Source organism: Nonomuraea pusilla (assembly GCF_900109355.1).
GTDB lineage: Bacteria > Actinomycetota > Actinomycetes > Streptosporangiales > Streptosporangiaceae > Nonomuraea > Nonomuraea pusilla.
Genome location: NZ_FOBF01000016.1, coordinates 76,021 through 94,873 on the forward strand (window position 1 = coordinate 76,021; position 18,853 = coordinate 94,873).

At 72.6% G+C, this 18,853-nt stretch carries 18 protein-coding genes; 10 read left to right on the forward strand and 8 right to left on the reverse strand.

From position 1 onward, the window contains the following. On the reverse strand, window positions 1-1,020 hold the full coding sequence (locus BMX74_RS28900; protein ID WP_055509678.1) for a DNA topoisomerase IB: 1,020 nt from the start codon (window positions 1,018-1,020) through the stop codon (window positions 1-3). Window positions 1,021-1,074: 54 nt separating this feature from the next. On the opposite strand from BMX74_RS28900, the gene BMX74_RS28905 reads away from it, so the two are divergent. The 3 genes from BMX74_RS28905 (at window position 1,075) to BMX74_RS28915 (ending at window position 4,271) form a co-directional block, all read left to right on the forward strand. Continuing rightward, a complete protein-coding gene (locus BMX74_RS28905; protein ID WP_143078799.1) occupies window positions 1,075-1,332 on the forward strand; it encodes a hypothetical protein in 258 nt (85 codons plus the stop codon). Beyond that, the gene (locus BMX74_RS28910; protein ID WP_055509674.1) at window positions 1,332-2,345 is read left to right on the forward strand and encodes an SDR family oxidoreductase; all 1,014 of its coding nucleotides are present in this window, start codon (window positions 1,332-1,334) and stop codon (window positions 2,343-2,345) included. The genes BMX74_RS28905 and BMX74_RS28910 overlap by 1 nt, the downstream gene beginning before the upstream one ends. A gap of 99 nt (window positions 2,346-2,444) precedes the next feature. Then, window positions 2,445-4,271 carry a transketolase gene (locus BMX74_RS28915; protein WP_055509673.1) on the forward strand — a complete coding sequence of 609 codons (1,827 nt, stop codon included), beginning with the start codon at window positions 2,445-2,447 and terminating at the stop codon, window positions 4,269-4,271. Between the two features lie 146 nt (window positions 4,272-4,417). Here BMX74_RS28915 and BMX74_RS28920 read toward each other — a convergent pair whose 3' ends face one another. Further along, complete coding sequence (locus BMX74_RS28920) at window positions 4,418-4,804, reverse strand: ChaB family protein (protein WP_055509670.1); 387 nt, start codon at window positions 4,802-4,804, stop codon at window positions 4,418-4,420. A 13-nt stretch (window positions 4,805-4,817) separates the two neighbouring features. Beyond that, the gene (locus BMX74_RS28925) at window positions 4,818-5,099 is read right to left on the reverse strand and encodes a hypothetical protein (RefSeq protein WP_055509668.1); all 282 of its coding nucleotides are present in this window, start codon (window positions 5,097-5,099) and stop codon (window positions 4,818-4,820) included. A gap of 37 nt (window positions 5,100-5,136) precedes the next feature. Between BMX74_RS28925 and BMX74_RS28930 the strand changes: the two genes are divergently transcribed. From BMX74_RS28930 to BMX74_RS28960, 7 genes are all read left to right on the forward strand, one after another. After that, the gene (locus tag BMX74_RS28930) at window positions 5,137-5,646 is read left to right on the forward strand and encodes a shikimate kinase (RefSeq protein ID WP_236715149.1); all 510 of its coding nucleotides are present in this window, start codon (window positions 5,137-5,139) and stop codon (window positions 5,644-5,646) included. A 12-nt stretch (window positions 5,647-5,658) separates the two neighbouring features. Further along, window positions 5,659-6,231: a GNAT family N-acetyltransferase gene (locus tag BMX74_RS28935; RefSeq protein WP_055509665.1), complete on the forward strand. Its 573-nt coding sequence runs from the start codon at window positions 5,659-5,661 to the stop codon at window positions 6,229-6,231. Between the two features lie 98 nt (window positions 6,232-6,329). Next, complete coding sequence (locus BMX74_RS28940; protein WP_236715191.1) at window positions 6,330-7,379, forward strand: protein kinase domain-containing protein; 1,050 nt, start codon at window positions 6,330-6,332, stop codon at window positions 7,377-7,379. A 99-nt stretch (window positions 7,380-7,478) separates the two neighbouring features. Continuing rightward, complete coding sequence (locus tag BMX74_RS28945) at window positions 7,479-8,639, forward strand: winged helix DNA-binding domain-containing protein (protein WP_091103864.1); 1,161 nt, start codon at window positions 7,479-7,481, stop codon at window positions 8,637-8,639. A 144-nt stretch (window positions 8,640-8,783) separates the two neighbouring features. Then, on the forward strand, window positions 8,784-9,539 hold the full coding sequence (locus BMX74_RS28950; protein WP_236715148.1) for an IclR family transcriptional regulator: 756 nt from the start codon (window positions 8,784-8,786) through the stop codon (window positions 9,537-9,539). Next, complete coding sequence (locus BMX74_RS28955) at window positions 9,536-10,480, forward strand: sugar kinase (RefSeq protein ID WP_055509656.1); 945 nt, start codon at window positions 9,536-9,538, stop codon at window positions 10,478-10,480. Before BMX74_RS28950 ends, BMX74_RS28955 begins: the two co-directional genes overlap by 4 nt. 113 nt (window positions 10,481-10,593) lie before the next feature. Continuing rightward, window positions 10,594-12,237, forward strand: a complete 1,644-nt coding sequence (locus tag BMX74_RS28960; RefSeq protein WP_091103866.1) for a catalase — start codon at window positions 10,594-10,596, stop codon at window positions 12,235-12,237. A gap of 52 nt (window positions 12,238-12,289) precedes the next feature. Here BMX74_RS28960 and BMX74_RS28965 read toward each other — a convergent pair whose 3' ends face one another. From BMX74_RS28965 to BMX74_RS28985, 5 genes are read right to left on the reverse strand one after another with little or no spacing between them, the layout of a single operon-like run. Then, on the reverse strand, window positions 12,290-13,216 hold the full coding sequence (locus BMX74_RS28965; protein WP_055509652.1) for a dihydrodipicolinate synthase family protein: 927 nt from the start codon (window positions 13,214-13,216) through the stop codon (window positions 12,290-12,292). After that, window positions 13,213-14,211: an oligopeptide/dipeptide ABC transporter ATP-binding protein gene (locus tag BMX74_RS28970; RefSeq protein ID WP_055510425.1), complete on the reverse strand. Its 999-nt coding sequence runs from the start codon at window positions 14,209-14,211 to the stop codon at window positions 13,213-13,215. Before BMX74_RS28970 ends, BMX74_RS28965 begins: the two co-directional genes overlap by 4 nt. A 1-nt stretch (window position 14,212) precedes the next feature. Next, entirely contained in the window at window positions 14,213-16,264 is a 2,052-nt protein-coding gene (locus BMX74_RS28975; RefSeq protein ID WP_091103867.1) for a dipeptide/oligopeptide/nickel ABC transporter permease/ATP-binding protein, read from the reverse strand. Next, window positions 16,261-17,220 (reverse strand): ABC transporter permease, encoded by a 960-nt coding sequence (locus BMX74_RS28980; RefSeq protein WP_055509646.1) that lies wholly within the window; start codon window positions 17,218-17,220, stop codon window positions 16,261-16,263. Before BMX74_RS28980 ends, BMX74_RS28975 begins: the two co-directional genes overlap by 4 nt. Then, the gene (locus BMX74_RS28985; protein ID WP_055509644.1) at window positions 17,217-18,824 is read right to left on the reverse strand and encodes an ABC transporter substrate-binding protein; all 1,608 of its coding nucleotides are present in this window, start codon (window positions 18,822-18,824) and stop codon (window positions 17,217-17,219) included. The genes BMX74_RS28980 and BMX74_RS28985 overlap by 4 nt, the downstream gene beginning before the upstream one ends. Between the last annotated feature and the right edge of the window lie 29 nt (window positions 18,825-18,853).

The window sequence follows — 18,853 nt, forward strand, 5'->3', positions numbered from 1 at the left end:
TCAAACAGCGCGAATAGCACGAATGAGGTCTATAACCGCGCGTTCCACCGTCCCGTGCGTCGCGAGCTGCCCGAAGTCGGCGTCCGCGCCCAGCTCGGTGAGGGCCGCGGCGATCGTCATGTCCCTGTCGTACGCCTCCACCACCCGCGGGTCCACGTACGACGCCCTGGCCACCGTCGGGGTGTTGCCGAGGTACTCGGCGACCTCCTTCATCACCCTGGTGACCGCCCGCTGCTTGGCCCTGGCGCTGCCGCCCCTGCCGGCGTGCCGCGAGACGGCCAGGCCCACCGCGGCGAGCACGGTCGCGTGCCAGGTGCGGAAGTCCTTGGCCGTGACGTCGTGGCCGATGATCTCGTGCAGGTAGTCGTTGATGTCCTCGCTGCGGATGTCGGACCAGCCGCCCGGGTGGCGGTAGCGCAGCAGCTCCCCCTCCACGCCGAGCGCCTTGAGGGCCCGCAGCACCCGGCACGCCGCCGGGTCGGCGATCTCCACCTCGCGCGGGATGTCGCCCTTCGCCTGGTACGAGCACACGACCAGGCCCTTCCCGCAGGTGACGTGCTCCATCCGGAGCGTGGCCAGGCCGTAGGTGTCGTAGCTCTCGCCGCCGATGCGGAAGAAGCCGATGTCGAGCAGCCGCGCCGCGGCGGCCAGCACCCGCTCCCTGGTCAGTCCGCGGCCCTGGAGCTGCTCGTCCACGGCCTTCCTGAACACGGGCAGCCGCTCGGCCAGCTCCAGCACCCGGTCGAACTTATCCCGGTCCTGCTGCTCCCTCCACAGGTCGTGGTAGCGGTACTGCCTGCGCCCGGCCGTGTCCGTGCCGACCGCCTGGAGGTGGCCGTCCGGGTCCGCGCAGATCCAGACGTCCTTCCAGGCAGGGGGGATGACGAGGGATCGGATCCGGTCCAGCGTGGCGGGGTCGCTGATGGGGGTGCCGTCGGGGCCGTGATAGCTGAAACCTCGTCCGCGGCGCCGCCGCGTGATCCCCGGCTCCCCCTGATCGCTGGGACGTAGCTCGGGCACGACGCGCCGCTACCCACGACGTTAGGCGTCAAACAAGGGGGGCAGGTGGGCCGCATGACTGACAACGGAGACTGGCACGAGGAACGCTCCCCCAGGGGGCACCCCATGGTTCCCGCCACCCCCCGCGACGTCGTCCACATCAGGGTGGGCTCGTTCATCCTGGTCTTCCTCTTCGCGTTCGCGGTGCTGGGCATCATCGCGCGCGCACCGGTCATGACCGGCGTCGCGGTGGTGGCCGGGATCATCACGGTGATCGACATGATCCTGGCGGTACGCAGGCAGAAACAGCACCGATCGGGAGAGGCCGGCTGATGGCACCGGTACGCGGACAGGTCGTGGTGGTGACGGGCGCGAGCGGCGGGGTCGGGCGTGCCGTGGTGCGCGAGCTGGGCGCGAGAGGCGCGCAGGTGGCGCTCATCGCGCGCGGCACGACGGGGCTGGGCGCGGCGGCCGTGGACGTCGGGGCCGCGGGCGGCGTCGCCAAGGTCTACGAGGCCGACATGGCGGAGTACGAGCAGGTGCGGGAGGCGGCAGCGCGGATCGAGGCGGAGATGGGCCCGATCGCCGTCTGGATAAACTGCGCCTTTTCCTCAGTTTTCGCGAAATTTACGGATATCTCGCCAGAAGAATATGCCCGCACCACTGCAGTGACGTATCTCGGCTATGTCTGGGGCACCAAGGTCGCCCTCGATCTCATGAAACCGCGAAACGCCGGAACCATCGTTCAAACAGGGTCGGCACTCGCCAAACGCGGAATTCCCCTTCAGTCCGCCTATTGTGGGGCGAAACACGCCATCCAGGGCTTCACGGAATCGGTCCGCACCGAACTCATGGCCGACGGCAGCGGCATCGACATCACGGTCGTGCAGCTCCCCGCCGTCAACACCCCGCAGTTCGAGTGGGTCCGCTCCAAGCTGCGCAAGCACCCCCAGCCCGTGCCCCCCATCTACCAGCCCGAGGTCGCCGCCCGCGGCATCGTCCACGCCGCCGAGCACCCGGAGCGCAAGGAGTACTGGGTGGGCGCGAGCACCGTCGCGACGCTGCTGGCCCAGAAGGCGGCCCCCGCGCTCGTGGACCGCTACCTGGCCAGGACCGGCATCACGTCGCAGCTGACCGACGAGGAGCCGCCCACCGGCGTGTCCAACCTCTGGAAACCGGCGGACGAGGACACCGACTACGGCGCCCACGGCACGTTCGACCGGCGCTCCCACAGCCACAGCCCCCAGCTCTGGCTGTCGCAGCACCGCCGCCCGGTGCTGCTGTCCCTCGCCGGCGCGCTGGCCGGCACCGCCGCCGTCGCCGCCGCCCGCCTCGCCCGGCGCTGACCGGCGGCGGGAACCCGGCCGCGGCCGAGGGGCCGCGGCCGCGCCGTTAAACGGGAGCGCCCGGGGGGTAGGCGGCGGGCAACCATGAGGAGGACCCTGATGCCCGAACGCGATCTACAGTTCCTGGCCGAGCTGGCGGCGCAACTGCGCGTCGACTCGGTGCGGGCCGCGGCCGCCGCCGGCTCCGGCCACCCCACCTCGTCCATGTCGGCCGCCGACCTGATGGCCGTGCTGTTCTCCTGCCACCTGCGCTACGACTTCACCCACCCCCACAACCCCGGCAACGACCACCTGATCTTCTCCAAGGGGCACGCCTCTCCCCTGCTGTACGCGCTGTACAAGGCCGCCGGGGCGATCGACGACGACGAGTTGCTGACGTTCAGGAAGCGGGGCAGCCGCCTGGAGGGGCACCCCACCCCGCGCCTGCCCTGGGTGGACGTGGCCACCGGCTCGCTCGGCCAGGGCCTGCCGGTCGGCGTGGGCGTCGCCATGGCGGGCCGGCTGGAACGGCTGCCGTACCACGTCTGGGTGCTGTGCGGCGACAGCGAGCTGGCCGAGGGGTCGATCTGGGAGGCCGCCGAGCACGCCGGCACCGAGGGGCTCGCGAACCTGACCGTCATCGTGGACGTCAACCGGCTCGGCCAGCGCGGTCCCACCCGGCACGGGTGGGACACCGGCGCGTACGCCCGCAGGTTCGGGGCGTTCGGCTGGCACACCATCGAGATCGACGGGCACGACCCCGGCCAGATCGACTACGCGCTCGGCGACGCCTGCAACACCCGCAGGCGCCCGACCGTGATCCTGGCCAAGACCCGCAAGGGCGAGGGCGTCGTCGAGGTGGAGAACAGGGAGGGCGCCCACGGCAAGGCGCTGAAGGACCCTGAGCGGGCCGTCGAGGAGCTCGGCGGCGTGCGGTCGCTGCACGTCGAGGTGCGCAGGCCCGAGGACGTCCCCGAGCCGCACCGGTTCGAGACCAGGATGTCGGCGCCGCCCGAGTACCGGGTCGGCGACAAGGTGGCCACCAGGGAGGCGTTCGGCGCGGCGCTCGCGGCGCTGGGCGAGGCGCGCGGCGACGTCGTCGTGCTGGACGGCGAGGTGGCCGACTCGACGAAGACCGAGGCGTTCGCGGACGCCTGCCCCGAGCGGTTCTTCGAGATGTACATCGCCGAGCAGCAGCTCGTCGCCGCGGCCGTCGGGCTGCAGGTGCGCGGGTGGAAGCCGTACGCGGCCACCTTCGCGGCGTTCCTCACCCGGGCGTACGACTTCATCAGGATGGCCGGGGTGAGCAAGGCGTCGATCCGGCTGGTCGGCTCGCACGCGGGCGTGTCCATCGGCGAGGACGGCCCGTCCCAGATGGGCCTGGAGGACCTCGCGATGATGCGGGCCGTGTACGGCAGCACCGTGCTCTACCCGTGCGACGCCAACCAGGCGGCCGCGCTCACGACGGAGATGGCGGACGTGTCCGGCGTGTCGTACCTGCGGACCACGCGGGGCGGCACTCCGGTGATCTACCAGCCGGGCGAGCGGTTCCCCGTGGGCGGCTCACGGGTGCTGCGCCGCTCCCCCGAGGACCGCGCGACGATCGTGGCCGCCGGCGTGACCGTGCACGAGGCGCTGGCGGCGGCCGACGACCTCGCCGCGTCGGGCGTCCCCGTAGGCGTCATCGACATGTACTCGATCAAGCCGATCGACGCGGCGGCGCTCGTGGAGGCCGCCACCACCACCGGCACCCTGATCACCGTCGAGGACCACAGGGCCGAGGGCGGGCTCGGCGACGCGGTGCTGGACGCCGTGGGCGAGCTCGGTCCCCGCGTGGTGAAGCTCGCGGTGCTCGGCCTGCCCGCGTCGGCCACGCCGGAGGAGCAGCTCGCCGACGCGCGCATCGACCGCCACGCGATCGCCGACACCGTGAAGCGCCTCCTGTGACGGCCCCTTCGCGGCGCGGGAGAGCGCCGGGCCCCTTCGCGGCGCGAGAGGGCGCCTCCGCGGCGCGAGAGGGCGCCTCCGCTCACGCCAAAGCGCCGGGCTCCGTCGCGGTGGACGGGACCCGGCGCCCGGCGGGCGCCCGCCGCTCAGCGGCGAGCCTTGGCCGTGGCCTTCCTGTTGGCCTTCTTGATGGCGTCGACGAGCTCCTGCTTGGTCATCCTCGACCGGCCGTGCACACCGAGCTCGGCGGCGACGTGCTGCAGGTGCTCCTTGCTGGCGTTGGCGTCCACGCCCTCCTGGGTCCTGCCGGAGCGGTCGGTGGCGCCCTTGTCCGACGGCCCCTTCCTGCCCTTCGGCTCCCAGTGGTCGCCGACCTTCTCGAAGGAGTGCTTGAGGGCGGCGAAGGCGGTCATGTGCGCGCGCCGCCCCTCGCCGTACTCCTTGACGGCCGAGTCGTGGGCCTTGACCCAGGTGTCCTGCGCCTTCTTGGGCGAACGCTTGATGGTCGACGGCAGCTCCTGAACGGCTGGCATGCCGAGTCACCTCCTACAGCGGCGGTTCGTCGTAGTGGCGGCGCTCCTCGTAGACGGTGGTCCTGCGCGCCTCGGGCTCCTCGTAGATCTCGTGGCGGTGAACCGGTTCGTCGATGGGGCCCACCGCGCGGCGGGTGACGTTGATCCGGTAGATGCCGAACGCGAGTCCGACCAGGCCACCGAGCATGAGGACGACGCCGACGACGTTGATGTCGAGGCCGGCGAGGTCGAACTCGACGGCCCAGGTGAGTATCGCGCCGAGCATGATGAGGATGATGCTTCCGGCGATGGTCATCAGATCTACCTCCTTGACACGAAGGACCTCTATCCACATGGCGAAAAACAAACCCGTCGTGGTCGTCGGCCTCATGGGTTCGGGGAAGTCCACCGCGGGCCGCCTGATCAGCGAGGCGCTGGGCGTCCCCCTGACCGACAGCGACCCGTACCTGATGGAGCGGCACGGCGGCACCGCCGCCGAGATCGCCGCGCGTGAGGGCGCGCGGGCGCTGCACCGGTACGAGGCCGAGCACGTGCTGCACGAGCTGGCCGGCGAGCCGAAGGTGATCGCGGCGGCGGCGAGCACGGTGGAGGACCCCCGGGTGCGGGAGGCGCTGCGTGACGCGTTAGTGGTCTGGGTGGACGCCGACGACGAGGTGCTGGCCCGGCGGATGCGGTCGGGCGACCACCGGCCCGGCTTCTCCCCCGCCGCGATGCGGGCCCGGAGGGAGCGGTACTTCCGCGAGGTGGCCGACCTGAGGTGCGACGTCGGCGTGCTCACTCCCGAGCAGGTGCGCGACGCGGTGCTGCGGGAAATGGGTTTGCCCGCCGCCGATCCCAGCTGATACCCAAAGGGGATGTTCGCCGACAAACCCACCCTGACGGGCCGCCTCGTGACCCTCCGCCCGGTCGGCCTCGACGACGCCGAGGGCCTGTACGAGCTGATGTCCGACCCCGAGGTCCGCAGGTTCACCGGCTCCCACCTGGAGCCCGACCTGGAGGGGGCGAGGACCTGGTACGCCGGGCGGGCCGCCCACGACGACCGCCTCGACCTGGCGATCGTCGCGGACGGCGAGTACGTCGGCGAGGTCGTGCTCAACGAGCTCGACGCCGACAACCTGTCGTGCAGCCTGCGCATCGCCCTGATCGGCGCGCGGGCGTTCGGCAAGGGCTACGGCAGCGAGGCCATCACCCTGGTGCTCGACCACGCCTTCGGCGCCACCCCGCTGCACCGGGTCAGCCTGGAGGTGTTCTCGTACAACGCGCGGGCCAGGCACGTCTACGAGAAGCTCGGCTTCGTCCAGGAAGGCCTGCTGCGGGAGAGCCTGCGCTGGGCGGGCGAGTGGCACGACACCCTCGTCATGGCGCTGCTGCGCAAGGAGTGGGCCGCCGCGCGCGGATGGCCGGCCCGATCGGAAACGCTGGCATAATGATCATGACGCCCCGGGTCCCCCGAGGCGCGCGGGGGGCCCGGGGCGTTTCCTGGTGCAACCAATGTGCCTCGACCGGCATCTAAGCAGTGGTGACGATGCGCTTGGTGCCCGGTGATCCGGAAAGGCTCGGCGGCTACTGGCTGGCGGGCCGTCTCGGCGCGAGCTGGCGGAGCGTGGTCTACGACGCGTACGACGACGACGGCCGCAGGTTCGCCGTCAAGGTGCCGCGTGCCGAGGTGGGGCGGCGGCTCGACCGGGTGTCCTGCCCGCACGTCGCGGCCGTCGTCGAGGTCGGGGTCGACGCCGGGCTGCCGTACGTGGTGAGCGAGTTCGTCGACGGGCCCGACCTGCGGCAGGCCGTCTCCAGGCACGGGCCGTACGCGGGCGACGACCTGATCGCCCTGGCCGGGGCGCTGGCGCGGGCCCTCCGGGCACTGCACGCGGCCGGCGTGGCCCACGGCGAGCTGAAGCCCGAGAGCGTCCTGCTGGCCGCGGACGGCCCCAAGGTCATCGACGTCGGCGTGGCCTCCGGCGGGCCGGTCGGCTGCACCCGCACGTACCTCGCGCCCGAGGTCTTCACCGGGTGCGAGGCCGGGACGGCGGCCGACGTGTTCGCGTGGGGGGCCGTCGTGCTGTTCGCGGCGACCGGCCGCGACCCGTTCACCGGCGCCAGCATGGGCGCGCTGATGCACCGCCTGCTCACCGCCGACCCCGACCTCGGCGCGCTGCCCGCGCCGCTGCGCGACCTGGTCGGGCGTGCCCTGGCGAAGGACTCCGCCGCGCGTCCCACGGCGGACGAGCTGCCGGTGGAGACCGCCGGTGAGCTGCGCCCGCCCGAGGGGCTGCGCGGGCCGCGGTCGCTGGGCGAGGTGGCGGAGGAGGCGTACGCCGCGCTCGGGCCGGGCGAGCGGGAGGAGGTGCCCGGCCTGCTGTTGCGGCTGCTCGACGGCGACGGGCCGTACGCGGCGGCACTGGCCCCGCTCATGGACGCCGGGCTGCTCGTCCGCAGGAGCGTGCGCGTGCCGCCCCGCGAGACCGGGGTGGGCAAGCTCGTGGCCGTCGCCGACGACCGGGTGACGCCGGCCAGCGCGGCGCTCTACCGCGCCTGGCCGCGCCTGCGCGCCTGGATGGCCACCGGGCCCTGAGAAGCGCCTCCCCGGACGAGCCCGGGGGGCGATCCCGGCTGGTGCGGTGAGCGGCATCGCGGCCGGTTCCCGTCCTCGATGGGCTCTACGGTGGGTGGCATGGACCCCCTCCTCACCCGGCGGGCCCTCAACCGGGCCACGCTCCACCGGCAGTTCCTGCTGAGCCGTACGGGCCTGCCCGTGCTCGACGTCGTCGAGCACCTGGCCGGGCTCCAGGCGCAGACCCCGCACACCTGGTACACCGGCCTGTGGACGCGCGTCGAGAGCTTCAAGCCCTCCGACGCCGCCGACCTGCTGCTCTCGCGCGAGCTCGTACGCATCGCGCTCCAGCGCTCCACCATCCACCTGGTCACCGCCCGCGACTGCCTGGCGATGCGGCCGCTTCTCCAGGTGGTGACCGAGCGCGGCACGCGGGGCGCGTACGGCAGGAAGCTCGCCCAGGTGGACCTCGACGAGCTGGCCGCCGTGGGGCGGGCGCTGCTGGAGGAGCGCCCGATGACGTTCGCCGAGCTGGGGCGCGCGCTGGCCGGGCGGTGGCCGGGCGTCGACCCGCACGCGCTCGGGCAGGGCGTGCGCTGGCTGGTGCCGCTCGTCCAGGTGCCGCCGCGCGGCCTGTGGGGCAGGAGCGGGCCGGTGGCGCACACCAGCGCGGAGTCCTGGCTGTCCTCGTCCGTGCCTCCGGTGGCACCGCCGCCGTCCGTGACGGCGCCTGCCGCGACGCCGCCCCTCGCCACGCCGCCGATGACGGCGCGGGAGCTGGTGCGCCGCTACCTGGCCGCGTTCGGCCCCGCCTCCGTCATGGACGCGCAGACCTGGTCCGGGCTGACCCGGCTGGGCGAGGTGGTCGAGTCGATGGACCTCGTACGCTTCCGCGACGAGTCCGGCCGCACGCTCTACGACCTGCCGGACGCGCCGCGCCCCGCCGAGGACGTCCCCGCGCCGGTGCGCTTCATGTACGACTTCGACAACCTCTTCCTGTCGTACGACGACCGGTCGCGCACGATCACCGAGGCGGGCGCCGAGGTGCTCGGCTCGTTCATGGGCACGAACGTCATGCCGCGCATCGTCCTGGTGGACGGGTTCACCGGGGGCCGCTGGACCGTCTCCAGGGCCAAGGGCGTGTCCAGGCTGGAGGTCCGCCTGTGGGAGCCGGCGGCCCCGGTGGACGAGGTCGAGGCGGAGGGCCGCCGGCTGCTGGAGTTCCTGGCCCCCGACGACGGTCACGACGTCTCGGTCCTCCACGGCCCCGCCCACGCCTGAGCCCGGCCGCCCGTCGAGGCCACCCCGCCCACGCCTGAACCCGGCCGCCCCTCGGCCCGCCCTCCTCCTGCCTGGACACACGGCGTTGTGCATTGCACAACGCCGTGTTGCATAAGGCGCGGGCCCCCGCGTAGGGTGGCCGCCGTGCCCGAACGCAACCAGTCCGCCTCCCTCAGGCGCGCGCTGACCGTGCTGGAGCACGTCCGCGACCGCGGCGCCCTGTCGCTCGGCCAGCTCGCCGAGGCCGTGGGGGTGTCCAAGAGCACCGTGCTCCGGCTGGCCGCCCCGCTCGTCGAGGCCAGGCTGCTCGACCGCGACCCCGGCACGGGCGCCTACCGGCTGGGCCACGGCGCGCTGCTGCTCGGGCAGTCCTACCTGGCCACGCTCGACCTGCGGGCGGTCGCGGCCGAGGAGTGCCGCCGGCTGATGGAGGAGGTGGGCGAGACCGTCCACCTGGTCGTCCACGACCACCCGCACGTCGTCTACGTCGACAAGGTGGAGAACCGGACGAACGTCCACATGGCCTCCCGCATCGGCAGCCGCGCGCCGATGCACTCCACGGCGGTCGGCAAGGCCGTCCTGGCCTGGCAGCCGGAGGAGGCGCTGGCCGGGCTGACGCTGGAGCCGAGGACCCGGCACACCATCACCGACCAGGAAGGGCTGCGCGCCGAGCTGGCGCAGGTCAGACGGCGCGGCTACGCGGTCGACGACCGCGAGAACGAGCCCGAGGTGCGCTGCGTCGGCGCGCCGATCTTCAATCACCTCGACGCGGTCGTCGCCGCCGTCTCCGTCTCCGGGCTCGGCTCGCGCGTCACCGCCGCGCGGGTGCGTGAGCTGGGGCCGCTGGTGGCGCGGGCGGCCGCGCGCATCTCAGGAAGGCTGGGTGCTTCAGCCCGATGACCGACCTCGTGACCTTCGGCGAGACCATGGCGCTCTTCGCGGCCAGGCGCACCGGGCCGCTGCGCTTCGCCCGCGACTTCGACCTCGGCCTGGGCGGCGCGGAGTCGAACGTCGCCATCGGCGTGGCCAGGCTCGGCGCCGGGGCCGCCTGGATCGGCCGGGTCGGTGCCGACGAGTTCGGCGACCTGATCAGGGCGACGCTCGCGGGCGAGGGCGTCGAGGTGCACGCGGTCACCGACCACGAGGCGCCCACCGGCCTGATGATCAAGGGCAGGCGCACCGCCGACCTGGTGGACGTCCGCTACTACCGCAGGGACAGCGCGGGCTCCCGGCTCTCCCCCGCCGACCTCGACCCCGCGCTCCTCAGGTCGGCCAGGGTGCTGCACGTCTCGGCCATCACCCCGGCGCTGTCGCCGTCCGCCCGCGCCGCCGTCCGCCACGCGGTGTCCGAGGCCCGCGCGGCCGGGGTGGCCGTGTCGCTCGACGTCAACTACCGCGCCGCGCTGTGGAGCCCCGACGACGCCGGCGCCTGGCTGCGCGAGATCGCCGGCGAGGTGGACGTGCTGTTCGCCACCGAGGCCGAGGGCCGGCTGCTCGCGGACGGCGACGGCCCCGAGGAGCTGGCCAAGGCGCTCGCCGCGTTCGGGCCGCGGCACGTTCTCGTCAAGATGGGCGCGCGCGGCGCGCTGGAGCTGAGCGACGGCCGGGTGCTGCGGGCCGAGCCGTACCGGGTGACGGAGGTCGATCCGGTGGGCGCGGGCGACGCGTTCGCCGCCGGGTGGCTGGCCGACTGGCTGGCCGGGGCCGAGCCGGAGCTCCGGCTGCGCACCGCGTGCGCGGCGGGCGCGTTCGCCGTCACCTCGCAGGGCGACTGGGAGAGCCTGCCGAGGAGGTCCGACCTCGCCCTGCTCGGGGGCGCCGCCGACGGCGTGAGCAGGTAGCGCCCGTCCTCCTCTTGCCGAACGGTTGTCTCCCGCTGGGACCTCTTTGCCGGTGTCGCCTGGGGTCTTGGGGGCAGGCGGGGAACAGCTCAACCGGGGAGAGGAAAGGTGCGATGACTGACGTTTCCGGCAAGGGGTCCCAGCAACGCGACGTGCTGACCAACCGTCAGGGACACCCCGTCCACGACAACCAGAACCAGCGGACGATCGGCGCCCGCGGGCCCGCGACGCTGGAGAACTACCAGTTCCTGGAGAAGATCAGCCACTTCGACCGCGAACGGATACCCGAACGGGTCGTCCACGCCAGGGGCACCACCTCGTACGGCTGGTTCGAGGCGTACGGCAGGATCGGCGACGAGCCGATCAGCAGGTACACGAGGGCGAAGCTCTTCCAGGAGGCGGGCAGGCGCACCGAGGTGGCCGTGCGCTTCTCCACCGTGATCGGCGGGCGCGACTCCGCCGAGACCGCGCGCGACCCGCGCGGGTTCGCCGTCAAGTTCTACACCGAGGACGGCAACTGGGACCTCGTCGGCAACAACCTGGCCGTCTTCTTCATCCGGGACGCCATCAAGTTCCCCGACGTCATCCACGCGCTCAAGCCCGACCCCGTCACGTTCCGCCAGGAGCCTGGCCGGATCTTCGACTTCATGTCGCAGACGCCGGAGAGCATGCACATGCTGGTCAACCTGTTCAGCCCGCGCGGCATCCCGGCCGACTACCGGCACATGCAGGGGTTCGGCGTGAACACCTACAAGTGGGTCAACGAGCAGGGCGAGACGGTGCTGGTGAAGTACCACTGGATGCCGAAGCAGGGCGTGCGCAGCATGACCGCCGCCGACGCCGCCGCCGTCCAGGCCACCGACCTCGGGCACGCCACCAAGGACCTGCGTGACGCGATCGAGCGCGGCGACCACCCCGAGTGGGAGCTGCTCGTCCAGATCATGAGCGACGACGAGCACCCCGAGCTGGACTTCGACCCGCTCGACGACACCAAGGTCTGGCCGGAGGAGCAGTTCCCCGCCCGGCCGGTGGGCCGGATGGTGCTCGACAGGAACGTGGAGAACGTGTTCGCCGAGAACGAGCAGATCTCGTTCGGCACCGGCGTGCTCGTGGACGGCCTGGACTTCTCCGACGACAAGATGCTCGTCGGCCGGACCTTCTCCTACAGCGACACCCAGCGCTACCGGGTCGGCCCGAACTACCTGCAGCTCCCGGTCAACCAGGCCAGACACGCCGAGGTCCGCACCAACCAGCGCGACGGGCAGATGACGTACCACGTGGACGGCGCCGGGCACGTCAACTACGAGCCGTCGCTGCTCGGCGGGCCGCGGGAGGCGCCCCGCCCGGCGCACGACGAGCAGGGCCCGCTCGTCTCCGGCCGCCTCACCCGCAAGCGCATCCCGCGGACGAACGACTACAAGCAGGCCGGGCAGCGGTACCTGCTGATGGAGCAGTGGGAGCGCGACGACCTCGTCCTGAACCTGGTGACGGCGCTGAAGGAGTGCGACAGGCGGGTCCAGGAGCGGATGGTCTGGCACTTCCTGCTCGTGGAGGACGACCTGGGCCTGCGCGTGGGCGAGGGGATCGGCCTCGGCCCCGACGAGGTCTCCCACCTCGACCCGCTGCCGGGCCAGGACCTCACCGAGGAGGACCGGAACCGGCTCGCCAAGCTGGGCAGGAACGGCCCGCGCGACGTGGAGGGGCTGAGGATGACCCACTGCGTGCCCGACGAACGCGCCGCCCACGCGGCGTCCTGACCACCGTTCCCGGTCGGCGCCGGCCGGCGCCGACCGGCGTGCTCGGCGGAGGTCAGAGGAGGCCGGCCGCGGCCAGGAGCTTTCCCACCCGGCCGGCCTCCTCGGCGTCGAGCGGCACCTGCGGCACCGCCGTCACCGGGCAGTCGATGACGCCGCGCAGGTGCAGCGCCGCCTTGAACGCGCCCAGCCCCGACGAGCCCGCCCCCATGCGTGAGCCGCCGACCCGTACCATCTCGAACAGCCTGACCAGGCGTTCCTGCTCGGCGCGCGCCGCCTCCCAGTCCCCGCGCGCCGCGGCCCGGTACAGGCGCACGTAGCCGTGCGGGTCCACGTTGCCCAGGCCGGGCACCACGCCGTCCGCGCCCATCCACAGCGCCGAGTCCACCGTCACCTCCGAGCCGGTGAGCACGCTGAACGACGTCGCCCCGCCCGTCGTCGTCCTGCCCATGAGCACCCGGCGCAGGCCGCCATCGTCGCCGCTGGAGTCCTTCACCCCGGCCAGCGTGCCCTCGCCCGCCAACTCCAGCAGCAGGTCGGCCTCCAGCTTCGTGTGGACGGACACCGGCAGGTCGTAGGCGTACACCGGCAACCCGCCCTCGGCGGCGATCGTCCTGAAGTGGGTGCGGATCTCCGCCGGGTGCGTGCGGGCGTAGAACGGCGCGGTCGCCACCAGCGCCGACGCCCCCGCCGCGGCGGCCGCCCTGGCGTGCTCCAGCACCCGCGGCGTCGTCATGTCGATCACGCCGGCGAGCACCGGCACCTGCCCGGCGACGTGCCCGGCCACGGTGTCCAGCACGGTCCGCCGCCGCGCGTCCGTCAGGTAGGCCACCTCCGACGACGACCCGAGCACGAACAGGGCGTCCACCCCGCCGCCGAGCAGGTGGTCGACCAGCCGGACGAGCGAGGCGGCATCCACCTCGCCGCCGGGGGTCATCGGGGTGCAGACCGGGGGGATCACACCGGTCAACGTCGAGGTCATGCGCGCTCCTGGATCAGTTCGATGTCGGTCGCTCCCGCCGCCACCGGGTGGTGGCAGTGGAAGAGGTGCTGGTCGCCGCCCGGCCGCGCGGCGGGCATCGCCGCGGCGCAGGCGTCGTCCGCCCGCCAGCACCGGGTACGGAACGGGCAGCCGCTCGGCGGGCGCGTCGCGGAGGGGACGGCGCCCACCAGCGGGATCGGGGTGACCGGCGAGACGAGGCCGGGCGTGGCGGAGAACAGGGCCCTGGTGTAGGGGTGACGGGCGGCGAGCGGCACGGCGTGCGCCGGGGCCTGCTCGACGATCCTGCCCAGATACATGGTGACCACGCGGTCGCTCATGCGCCTGACCGTCTGGATGTCGTGCGAGACGAACACCAGCGCCAGGCCCAGCCGTTCCTTCAGGTCGAGCAGCAGGTTGAGTATCTGAGCGCGGACGGACACGTCGAGCGCGCTGGTCGGCTCGTCGGCGACGAGCAGGCCCGGTTCGAGCGCGAGCGCCCTGGCCACGGCCACGCGCTGGCGCTGACCGCCGGACAGCTGCCCGGGCAGCGCGTCGGCGGCCCCCGCGGGGAGCCCGACGAGGTCGAGCAGCTCACGGACCCGGGCGTCACGCTGCGCGGGCGTACCGCGCCTGTGCACGTCGAGCGGGTCGCGCAGGATCCGGCGCACCGGCAGCCGCCGGTTGAGCGCCGTGGACGGATCCTGGAACACCATCCCGACGCCCGCCCCGACCAGCGCCCGCCGCTCGGCCTCGCCCAGCGCCCAGAGGTCGGCCCCGCGGAACAGCACCCCGCCCGAGGTGGGCCGCTGAAGGCCCACCATGACCCTGGCCAGGGTGGACTTGCCGCACCCCGACTCGCCCACCACGCCGACCGTCTCACCCGCCCCGACGGTCAGGTCCGCGGCCGTCAGCGCGTGCACCCTGTCCCTCGAGAACAGGCCGCCCGAGCGGGCCCTGTGCAGGACGTGGACGTCCTTCAGCTCAAGCACCGTCACGTCAGGCACCGTGGTCACTCCCCACGAGGGTCTCGGCCGGGTGGTGGCAGGCGACGGCGTGCGTGCGGGCGTCGCCCTCCAGCGGCGGCGCGTCCTTCCAGCACAGGTCGGTCGCCATCGGGCAGCGGCCGGCGAAACGGCACCCGGCGGGGAAGTCGGCAGGCGCGGGCACAACGCCGGGGATCTGGGTGAGGCGTTCCGCTCCCGATTCCAGTGACAGCACCGCGCCGAGCAGCCCGCGGGCGTAGTGGTGGGCGGGCGCCCCGACGAGCGACGCCGTGACGCCGCTCTCGACGATCTGACCGCCGTACATCACGACCACCCGGTCGGTGACGTCGGCGACCAGCGCGAGGTCGTGCGAGACGAGGACGAGGGCGAACCCCAGTTCCTCGCGCAGCCGCAGCAGCAGCTCGATGACCTGCGCCTGGACGGTCACGTCGAGCGCCGTGGTGGGCTCGTCGGCGATGATCAGCTTCGGGTCGCGTGACAGCGCCATGGCGATCAGCACCCGCTGCCGCTGGCCGCCCGACAGTTCGTGCGGGTACGCCGACAGGGTGCGGCGGGCGTCCAGGCCCACCAGGTCCAGCAGCTCGGCGGGCGAGCGGCGGCCGCCACGCCTGGTCACCTGCCTGAGCTGGGACCTGATCGTCATGGCCGGGTTGAGCGACGACAGCGCGTCCTGGTAGATCATCGCCATCTCGTGGCCGAGCAGCCGCCTGCGTGCCCTGCGCGGCATGGTCAGCAGGTCCTCGCCGGCGAAGAGGATCCGGCCCTGCACCCGGGCGCCGCGCGGCTGCAGGCCCATCACGGTCAGCGCGGTGAGGGACTTGCCGCAGCCGGACTCGCCGACCAGCCCGAGCACCTCGCCGGGCCGCACCTCGAACGAGACACCGTCCACGACGTCCACCCCGGCACCCGTTCCCGCGTCTGTCGCCGCGTCTGTCTCCGCGTCCGCCGCCGCGTCTGTCGCCGTGTCCGCCGCCGTGCCTCTTCGCGCAGGCGTGCTCCCGCCCGCGCCGAAGCCGATGCGCAGGTCCCTCACCTCCAGCACCGGCGGACCCCCGGGCAGCGGGCGGGCCCGCTCGGCCAGCCTGCGCGCCGCCTCAGCCAGCCCCGGCAGCTCGACGACCCTGCCGGACCCCGCCTCGGCACGCTCGAACGCGTCGCCGGTGCCGCCCTCGGGACGGCGCCGGGCGGGCCCGGGTGAGGCAGGCGCCGCCCACGCGTCGGACAGGCCCTCCGCCAGGAGGTTCAGCGCCAGCACCGTGAGCAGGATGAGCAGGCCGGGGAAGACCGTCGCCCACCAGCCGCCGATCAGCACCATGTTCTTGCCGTCGGCGATGACGCTGCCCCACGACGGGTCCGGCGGTCGCACCCCCGCGCCGATGAACGACAGCGACGCCTCGAACACGATCGCGTCGGCCACCATCACCGTACAGAACACCAGTACGGGGGCCGCGCAGTTGATCGCGACGTGCCTGGCCAGGATGTGCGGCGTCCCCGCGCCGACGACCCGCTCGGCCGCCACGTAGTCCTCGCCGTACTGGGCGATCACGTTGGCCCGCACGACCCGCGCCACGGACGGCATGTAGAGGAACGCCATCGCCATGACCAGCACCGGGATGCTGCCGCCGAACACGGCGACGAGCACCGCGGCCAGCGCGATGCCGGGGAACGCCATGACGACGTCGAGCAGGCGCATGATCGTCTCGTCCACGGCCCTGCGCGACGTGGCGGCGACCGCGCCGATCAGCGCACCCGCGACGAGGGCCAGGCCGGTCGCGCCGAGGCCGATGAGGAGCGACCAGCGGGCGCCGTACAGGAGCCTGGACAGGATGTCGCGGTTGGCGCTGTCCAGGCCCATCCAGTGCTCCGCCGACGGGCCGCCGCCCACGGCCTCCTGGACGTACGGCGAGTGCGGCGCGACGACGGGAGCGAGCAGCGCGGCGAGCACGATCACGGCCAGCACGGCGACGGCCGCCCACGACAGCGGGCGCAGCCGCCGGAACCCGGCGCCCGGCCGCGAAAGGCGTTCGGTGAGTCCACGTCTCATGCGGCGCTCCTGAGGCGGGGGTTGACCAGCAGGTAGAGGACGTCCACCACGAGGTTGACGACCATGAAGCCCACGGCGATCGTCAGCACCACGCCCTGCACCACGGCGGGGTCGCCGTCGCGCACCGCGTTGATCATGAGCTGGCCCATGCCGGGCAGGCCGTAGATCTGCTCGATGACGACCGCGCCGCCGATCAGGTACCCGATGCGCAGGCCGAGCACGGTGAGCGGGTTGATGAGGGCGTTGCGCAGCACGTTGCGCCCGACCACGACGACCGGCGGCAGGCCGCTGCCGATCGCGGTGCGGACGTAGTCGCGGTCCAGCTCCTCCACCATCGACGTACGGACGATCCTGGTGAGCTGCGCCGCGACGGGCAGCGACAGCGAGAGCGCGGGCAGCGTCATCGACCGCAGCCAGCCCGTGACCGAGTCGGCCGGGTTGATGTAGCCCCCTGTGGGGAAGACGCCCTCGCCCACGGCCAGCCACTGGATCATCAGCAGCGCCAGCCAGAACGCCGGCGCGGCCACCCCGACCAGCGACACCATGCGGATCACCTGGTCGGGCCAGCGGTCGCGGAACAGCGCGGCGGTGACGCCGAACAGCAGCGCCAGCGCCACGGCGACGGCCAGCCCCAGGAAGGTGAGCTGGAGCGTCAGCGGCAGCGCCGTCATGACCGACTCGATCACCGGCTTCTTCGTGAGCACGCTCGTGCCCATGTCGCCCCTGGCAAGGTCCGCGACGAACCGGACGTACCGCAGCGGCAGCGGGTCGAGCAGGCCGTTGTCCACCTGGAACTGGTGGATCTGCTCGGGGGTCGGGTTGGCGCCCTGGAAGTAGGCGTACTCCGGCTTGCTGTTGGAGAACCGCATGACGACGAACACGAAGGCGACGACCCCGAGCACCAGCGGGACGAGGATGAGGAGCCGCCTGAGCAGCATCCGGGCGACGAGCGTCATGTCCTCTTGGCCTGCAGCAGGTTGATGCCGGGGTACGGCTGGGCGCGCACGCCCGACAGCTTCTTCGGGTCCCAGGCGGTCATCAGCTCGTTGTGGACGACCGGGTAGAGCACGGCCTGCTCCGCGACCAGGTCGAGGTACTTGTGGATCAGCTCGGACCTCTTCGCCTTGTCGGTCTCCCTGCTCGCCTCGTCCATCATCGCGAACAGGGCCTTGGCGTCCTTGCCGCCGTCCCAGTGGCTGTACTTCATCCACAGGCCGCCGGGCACGTAGTTGTAGTGCAGGATCAGGTCGGCGTCCATGCCGAACTGGTTGGGGTTCGAGGCGGCGGCGACCACCTGGTAGTCCTGGAACTGGTCCATCTTGGTGAAGAGCGCCGCGGTGTCCTGCGGCTCCAGCGTCGTCCTGACGCCGATGGCCTCCCAGGACGACGCGATGGTGGGCAGGCAGTCCACGATCCAGCTCACGTTGACCGCCATGAGGTTGATCGACAGGTCCCGCACCCCGGCCTCGGCCAGCAGCGCCTTGGCCTTCTCCGGGTCGTGGTCGTAGACGGTCGAGGCGCGGCGGTGGTCGGGGTGCCCCTCGTTGAGGAACGAGCTGGCGGCCGTGCCGTGGCCCTTCAGCGCCACGTCGATCATCTTCTGCCGGTCGATGGCGTAGTGCAGCGCCTGGCGCACCCGGACGTCGTCGAACGGCTTGGCGGCCGTGTTGAACATCAGGAACATGTGGTTCATGCCCCTGCCGCCCTCGACCGTGAGGCCCTGCTGCCTGAGCTGCTCCACGTTGGCGTACGGGATGTTGTCGGCGATCTGCGCCTCCGCCGACGCACCGGAGATCTTGGCGACCCGGGCGGAGGCGTCCACGATGGTCAGCCAGTTCATCTTCCTGACCGTGGCGGGGCGGGGGCCGTTGTAGCCATCGAACGCCTCGAAGACCGTGTTCGACTTGGGGTTGTGCTGGACCAGCCGGTACGGCCCCGAGCCCACGGCCTTGCCGGCCTTGGCCTGGTCCCAGGCGCCTGCCTGGCCGTAGACGTGCCTCGGCATGATCTTGGCGATGGTGAGCCGTGGCGCGGCGTCGGGGAACGGGAAGGCGAGCACCAGTTCCACCGTCCGGTCGTCGACCTTCCTCACCTCCTTCAGCCAGGACTTGAAGAAGTTGCCGACCAGCACGTTGGCCTGGGGGTCGAGGACCCGCTCGAAGGTGAACGTCACGTCGTCAGCGGTCACCGGCTGCCCGTCGTGCCACTTCGCCCCGTCCCTGAGCGTGAAGCGCCAGGTCGTGGCCTTCGGGTCGGCGGGTAACGCGGTGGCGAGCGCCGGGTACGGCTGCCTGGTGATGGGGTCGGTGTCGAGCAGGCCCTCGTAGACGTGGCTGATCCCGGCCATGGCGAACGCCGAGGCGGTCTGCGTCGGGTCCCAGCTCTGGTCGTTGCCGTACCCGATGACGGCGGTGATGAGGTCCTTGTCCGATCCGGCCCCGACGGAACCGGTCGAGGCCGGGCCTCCGGTGCAGGCGGAGAGGGTGGCCGCGATGAGCGCCGCCGCACCCGTCGCTCCGCTGTGACGCAGGAAGTCGCGGCGGCTGAACTCAGGGCTCACGGATGCCTCCTGGGGGTGAGGTGCGAAAC

Bases quoted from the DNA above. Each gene is read 5' to 3' on its own strand.
- BMX74_RS28905 (WP_143078799.1), top strand. From the start codon at position 1,075: ATGACTGACAACGGAGACTGGCACGAGGAACGCTCCCCCAGGGGGCAC.
- BMX74_RS28910 (WP_055509674.1), top strand. From the start codon at position 1,332: ATGGCACCGGTACGCGGACAGGTCGTGGTGGTGACGGGCGCGAGCGGC.
- BMX74_RS28915 (WP_055509673.1), top strand. From the start codon at position 2,445: ATGCCCGAACGCGATCTACAGTTCCTGGCCGAGCTGGCGGCGCAACTG.
- BMX74_RS28920 (WP_055509670.1), bottom strand. From the start codon at position 4,804: ATGCCAGCCGTTCAGGAGCTGCCGTCGACCATCAAGCGTTCGCCCAAG.
- BMX74_RS28925 (WP_055509668.1), bottom strand. From the start codon at position 5,099: ATGACCATCGCCGGAAGCATCATCCTCATCATGCTCGGCGCGATACTC.
- BMX74_RS28930 (WP_236715149.1), top strand. From the start codon at position 5,137: ATGGCGAAAAACAAACCCGTCGTGGTCGTCGGCCTCATGGGTTCGGGG.
- BMX74_RS28935 (WP_055509665.1), top strand. From the start codon at position 5,659: ATGTTCGCCGACAAACCCACCCTGACGGGCCGCCTCGTGACCCTCCGC.
- BMX74_RS28940 (WP_236715191.1), top strand. From the start codon at position 6,330: ATGCGCTTGGTGCCCGGTGATCCGGAAAGGCTCGGCGGCTACTGGCTG.
- BMX74_RS28945 (WP_091103864.1), top strand. From the start codon at position 7,479: ATGGACCCCCTCCTCACCCGGCGGGCCCTCAACCGGGCCACGCTCCAC.
- BMX74_RS28955 (WP_055509656.1), top strand. From the start codon at position 9,536: ATGACCGACCTCGTGACCTTCGGCGAGACCATGGCGCTCTTCGCGGCC.
- BMX74_RS28960 (WP_091103866.1), top strand. From the start codon at position 10,594: ATGACTGACGTTTCCGGCAAGGGGTCCCAGCAACGCGACGTGCTGACC.
- BMX74_RS28965 (WP_055509652.1), bottom strand. From the start codon at position 13,216: ATGACCTCGACGTTGACCGGTGTGATCCCCCCGGTCTGCACCCCGATG.
- BMX74_RS28975 (WP_091103867.1), bottom strand. From the start codon at position 16,264: ATGAGACGTGGACTCACCGAACGCCTTTCGCGGCCGGGCGCCGGGTTC.
- BMX74_RS28980 (WP_055509646.1), bottom strand. From the start codon at position 17,220: ATGACGCTCGTCGCCCGGATGCTGCTCAGGCGGCTCCTCATCCTCGTC.